Source organism: Actinomycetota bacterium (genome assembly GCA_018830725.1).
GTDB lineage: Bacteria > Actinomycetota > Humimicrobiia > JAHJRV01 > JAHJRV01 > JAHJRV01.
On the sequence record JAHJRV010000126.1, the window covers coordinates 1 to 4,005 of the forward strand.

Annotated in this window: 7 protein-coding genes; all 7 read right to left on the bottom strand. The window is 28.4% G+C overall.

The window, feature by feature from the left end:
• The coding region (locus tag KKC53_06025; protein ID MBU2598707.1) for a hypothetical protein at window positions 1-364 on the bottom strand (364 nt) is incomplete at its 3' end.
• Window positions 321-758: a helix-turn-helix domain-containing protein gene (locus tag KKC53_06030; GenBank protein MBU2598708.1), complete on the bottom strand. Its 438-nt coding sequence runs from the start codon at window positions 756-758 to the stop codon at window positions 321-323. The genes KKC53_06025 and KKC53_06030, both read right to left, overlap by 44 nt.
• Window positions 759-771: 13 nt before the next feature.
• Window positions 772-2,082: an AAA family ATPase gene (locus KKC53_06035; GenBank protein ID MBU2598709.1), complete on the bottom strand. Its 1,311-nt coding sequence runs from the start codon at window positions 2,080-2,082 to the stop codon at window positions 772-774.
• A 387-nt stretch (window positions 2,083-2,469) separates the two neighbouring features.
• A complete protein-coding gene (locus KKC53_06040) occupies window positions 2,470-2,859 on the bottom strand; it encodes a retropepsin-like domain-containing protein (protein MBU2598710.1) in 390 nt (129 codons plus the stop codon).
• A 90-nt stretch (window positions 2,860-2,949) separates the two neighbouring features.
• On the bottom strand, window positions 2,950-3,135 hold the full coding sequence (locus tag KKC53_06045; GenBank protein ID MBU2598711.1) for a hypothetical protein: 186 nt from the start codon (window positions 3,133-3,135) through the stop codon (window positions 2,950-2,952).
• Between the two features lie 35 nt (window positions 3,136-3,170).
• Window positions 3,171-3,341 (bottom strand): hypothetical protein, encoded by a 171-nt coding sequence (locus KKC53_06050; protein MBU2598712.1) that lies wholly within the window; start codon window positions 3,339-3,341, stop codon window positions 3,171-3,173.
• 186 nt (window positions 3,342-3,527) lie between these two features.
• On the bottom strand, window positions 3,528-4,005 hold a 478-nt coding region (locus KKC53_06055; protein MBU2598713.1), incomplete at its 5' end, for a hypothetical protein.

Sequence of the window (4,005 nt, forward strand, 5' to 3'; positions counted from 1 at the left end):
GTGATCTTTCGATTCCACTTTGCAAGATTTTTACGTCTAAGTCCAAGTCATATAAGAAATCCATAATTACAGTTGCGCTCCCTGGCTCATTAGAATCTACGAATTCTTTTCCTTGATACATTCCTTCTTTCTTTGCTATTAGTAATCCGTTTATGCAAGCAGGCACTGCTGTGAAGATTCTTCCATCTTTTTTCTCTGTGCTTCCGAGATCGCAGACTTCGTTAATACATTTGAATGAAACTGTTGCATCATTTACAGGCACCAAAGATCTATCTGGAGCTTCTACTAAAACTGTTACAGCCATTGGCATGGATGCGCTTTCACAAATCTTCTTTTCTGATTCTCCACGGGCTCCTGATTCCATTTCTTAGTTGGAATCCTTTTAATTGTCCAGATTTTAAAAGTTTCCAAACATTATCTACAGTAAGCTGTAGTACTCTTGCTACTTGTTCTGCTGTATAAAGAATTGGAGCTCCTAAAACATCCTTCTCTGAACCAATTCTTTCAAAGAATCCGTCAATGTCTTCTTTTTTTAATCTTATGAATTTTCCCACTCTAATTGATGGCAATCTTTTAAGGTGAATAAATCTTATTATTTCCTTCTCACTTATTCCTAAAATCCCACTCGCTTCTTCTATAGTATAAAGAATTGCTGGTTTTTCTAATCCCTCTGTTCTTGCTTCAAAATCATCTTCAATTTCTCTTAATACTTCCTCATTTAATTCATTAGTTTTATCTTTAAATTTCCTATTTCTCATTATTAATCTCCTTTTATGTTTGACCCAAATTGTAATCCAATATTTTTTCTGTGATCTCCTTTAAAGCACCCCCAAAAATTGTATTGTCATCAAATGATAAATTCCCTTTTTCCATTCTTCTTAATAATCCGGGATCATCTTCAATTATCCCGGCTATAGGAAGATCTAAATATTCAGATATATCTCTTTGTGTTACTGAACTTTTTTTAGAATATTTATTTATCAATAAAAATATCCTCTGCTTGGGATCTAATAAATGATAAATCTCTTTCAGTCTTGCTGCTGCTCCAAGTTCAAGTGTAACCATTAAAATAACAGAGCTCGATAAATTTAACATCTCCAATGTTATATCATCATAATTATCAGGCAAATCAGCAATTATTATTCCATATCTACGCTTTGCTATCTCAATCAGGTTCATAAGAGTCGTTGCATCAAATTGATCGCTTTGTCTTAATGTTGGAGGAGTTTGTATAATATCAAAATTATGCTTTTTTACATTAATAATAGTATCATTAAATGCTTTTCTGGGAGAATCCTGATTTGATATGAATTTGCTCAGGTGAGGCAGCTTAGGAAGTTGTAAATATAGAGAGATATCACTTGGACCTTCTGCAAAGTTTAAATCAATTAATAGAACCCCTAATTTATTTAAAAGTTTAGCTAAGTGAATAGCTGTTGATGTTCTTCCCACTCCTCCCTGTGCTGAGTAAATGGAAATTACATTTTGAACCAAAATCTTATATCCGGTCTCTTCATTATTTAAATCTTTCTTGCCCATATTAAATAAATCCTTTTTTAAATCTCTATTAGAAAATCTGTCTTTAAAATTAAACTCTCTTTTTAAAAATTTTTTATCAATATGACTTCTTTTCTCTTTACCCCAAAATTTACTATTATAATCATATTGTGAAATAACAGGCTTTTTTAGTTTTATTTCTTCAATAGAATGTCTGTCTTCTAACTGTTCCTTATAATCGTCTTTTAAAAAAGGTGATTCACTAAATAAAAGATTTTTTAAAGATTCTTCTGTAACAGGATGTTTTAAAACACCCTTACATTTCCATTTTTTATATTCATTTTGATCTGGATCTTTAGATAAGATAAATAAATTTGCTTTAGATTTTCTTCTAATCCATTTAGTCAATTTATATGAACCTTCTAATTCCTCATTTAACAAGACATAATCAGGATTATATTTCTTAACCAAAGGTTTGGTTGCTTCGATATTTGCTATTGGAAATATGTCAAAATCTTTATTTGATAGTTTCCTTGCTAAATTCTGAATATTAAAATCGTTGTCAACTATTACAATTTTTTTCATATTTTATTCTTGTTCTTTATATAATGAAATGCAATAATACAAGTAATTTTAATTTTAAAATGTATTAATATAAGTAATTATGACTTATTATTAGTTATTATATTATGTAATAATACATATGTCAACAAATTTCTAACAATTTATAATATAAAATTACTTACAAATTCAAATTACCTGAACTAATTATTATTTTAAAATATAAAAAACAATTTTTTTTAATTCTTTTTCATCTTTCTAAATCACCATTCAGCTGTTCCACATATTCTTTTATATCCCATTAATTTACTTATGTTAAATTAAGGTATTAAAATGATTTTGGAGCTATTTTATTGAATTTTATTCATTTAAAGAAGTTATTTTCTTATCATTTATTTGACAAATTCCAAATTAAATAATATCTAGTATTATTTCTTTGTCACAAATAAATGTAATATTCATTTTATTAAAAACACCTTTTCTACCTATTATGTTAATATCAAAGAATCTTTCTTTAGAAAAAGCTGCTTCTATTTTAAATATTTCATCTCTTACTTTCAGATTTATTTTGTGTTTATATACAACCATACCATTTCCTATACCACCAAGATCATCTTTAATTCCTTTTTCAATATCTAAACCTATTTTTTCTCCCAACTCTCTTGTAAATAGAGATATACTTGCTCCACTATCTAATAGGGCATATATATCCCATCTTTTTCTACCATAACCTACAGAAACTGGTATCATAGGAAATGTTTTTCCATCTCTTAATTTATAAGGAAATCTATATTCAACCATACATTCTCCTTCCTTAATATTAAATAAAATAAGGGGTTTTATTCACCCCTTATAATAATCTACAATTTAGTTATTAAAATTATTTTTATTCTATACAATAAGATTTTCATAACCTCTTTTTGGTATTATTTCATACGTTACTTTCCCTTTTTTATTTCTAACCTTCTTCTCCACTTCGTCTATTGTTTTACCAGAGGCTATTATCTTGCCTTCATACCATGCAATCCATTTACCTCTAAATTTTTTTACATTATAAATTTTCTTTTTATTGTTCATTCTTCCTCCTCATATAATATTCTAATATTTTTTAATTATTTTTGAAACACAGTAAATATGGTTTCACTTTTAGTTTTTTCCCATTTTTTTATTTCTTTTTTAACAGCTTTAATTATTAAATCCTTCATGCTCCTATCCTCTAAAGTAGCTATGATCTTTATCTTTTTATGTAGTTCATCTGGAAAATATATTGTCATTTTCTTCATTTTTTATCACCAGATATAATATTAAAGTAAAAAAGTATAAATGTCAAGATGTTAAATGCTAATCAATAAAGTTGTTTATTATTCTTTCTATTTTAATTCATTTTTCACTGTTCAATTAAATAAAAAGAGGTGGATTGATTCCACCTCTTTTACCATTTTATTTTTTGATTTACATTTTACTGTTTCTTAGTTTGTTATTTGTGGGTTTACCCAAACTGCCCAGTCTTGTGTAGAAGTACCAGCTGCTGCTACTTGAAGGAAAACCTGTCCAGTTTTTCCAACAATTGAACTAAGATCAATATTAAAATTATTTAATCCTCCGTCATTTGTAGCATGAGTACCAGAATAGCTTGTAATGTAATACCATGTTGAGCCATCATAAAATCTTATACGAAAATATACACCATCTGTTGCTGTTACACCTTTTATAAAACCTACTTTAGCTGTAAATTTCGCCCCATCTGGTATCGTAATTGTACTAGAAAGATTGGGATATGCTCCCGATATCCAACCATCGTTAACCCATTGAGGATGTGTTTCAAGAACTTTAGAATATGTATTGCCATCTTCTAATTTTATATTAGTTCTATAACAGGCAAATCCTCGATTATCGCTTAAACCTACATCCCATAAAGGACCTCCAGCACCACTCATCCAATAAGCA